The sequence below is a fragment of the Sporosarcina sp. BP05 genome (genome assembly GCF_014282005.1).
In the GTDB taxonomy this organism is placed as follows: Bacteria; Bacillota; Bacilli; order Bacillales_A; family Planococcaceae; genus Sporosarcina.
Window position 1 is genome coordinate 1 of sequence record NZ_JACFTD010000062.1, and the last position, 1,408, is coordinate 1,408.

Consider the following 1,408-nt stretch of genomic DNA (forward strand, 5'->3'; position numbering starts at 1 on the left):
TCACTAGCGTCGCATTAAAAAAAAATACATCTCTTCCCGAATCTGAATAATCTGCAATTTTAATCAAACATAAAAAAATCCTTTATAATGGGTTGGAGGTAGTAACCTATCCAAATCCAATATAAAGGACCTAATCATGGATAAGTTTACACGAAAAACATCATTTGAACAATGGCTTTCACCTATTTCCAACGAATTATTTGAAGAACTGGTGAACACACATCGTTTAGACTACTATACAAAGAAGCTGCACATGGCTTCGTTTACAAAATTGTTACTGTACGCTCAACTACATGAAACGGAAAGCTTACGCGCCATAAGCGATTGCGTCTTCTCGGAAGAATTGCAGGAAGCATCAGACCTGGATTCGATCAGTTTCTCTCAATTAGGAAGACGGTTACATCAAGTTCCTACGGAATTCTTTCAGGCTATTTTTCTAGACTTGGTGGCTCAAATACATGAAACCACTGATTTTCAGACGAGACGGAAAACAACCACTCCGTTAAAAATCATTGATTCGAGTACACTGCCTTTGAACTTGAATAATCATCGATGGGCGAAATTCCGACAAACAAAGTCCGGTATCAAACTCCATCTACGACTCGTGTTCATGGAAAATGGCTGTTCCTATCCAGATCAGGCGGTCTTAACAAATGCGAAGGAACATGACCGAGGACAACTGGAAGTACTAATCGACGATAAAGAATGCATGTATGCGTTTGATCGCGGATACCTGGATTATAAGCAGTTCGATCGTATGTCAGATGAAGGGTATTTCTTCGTCTCCCGCTTACGTAAGAATGCGGTAGTACACTCGCTCAAGCACTTCGAACTTCCAGTAAACTCATCGGTGCAATCAGACGAAATGGTTATCATCGGCACTGCGCAGAATCGTTCAGAAAACGCTTTTCGCCTTCTTAAAGTGTTAGATTCCAAAGGCAATCAGCTGAACCTGCTTACAAACCGATTTGATTTGCCTGCGGATGAAATCGCGGAACTGTACAAATCCCGCTGGGCCATAGAACTATTTTTCAAATGGATGAAGCAGCATTTGAATATCAAAAAGTTCTATGGACAAAGTCAAGAAAGCGTACATAACCAAGTCTATCTCGCCATGATCGTGTATTGTTTAAATGTTTTAGCGCAGCTACAGACAAAAAGTAAACGAACCTATCTACAGATCAGTCGTTATTTGAAAGCAGCTTTATGGAAGCCGGCACATACTTGGATTAGAAAAATCCAAGGTAAAAGCGTGCCCTAACAGCACTAAGTTATCTTTGTTGCGCTAGTCAATGGCTATAGTCAAAAAATGGATATTCACTACCGTTATTATGGTGTTTTCGTTTTTTCTTTTGAAAGCGAAAAGAAGGAAACTCAATATTCAGAATGGGTTTATGCGACGCTAGTG

Annotated in this window: 1 protein-coding gene; it reads left to right on the forward strand. The window is 40.0% G+C overall.

Annotated features, from left to right (window positions below; genetic code table 11):
• Window positions 1-136 precede the first annotated feature (136 nt).
• Entirely contained in the window at window positions 137-1,261 is a 1,125-nt protein-coding gene (locus H2672_RS19080) for an IS4 family transposase (protein ID WP_186673986.1), read from the forward strand.
• The last annotated feature ends 147 nt before the right edge of the window (window positions 1,262-1,408 follow it).

Coding starts and splice junctions, on each gene's coding strand:
- H2672_RS19080 (WP_186673986.1), top strand. CDS start 137: ATGGATAAGTTTACACGAAAAACATCATTTGAACAATGGCTTTCACCT.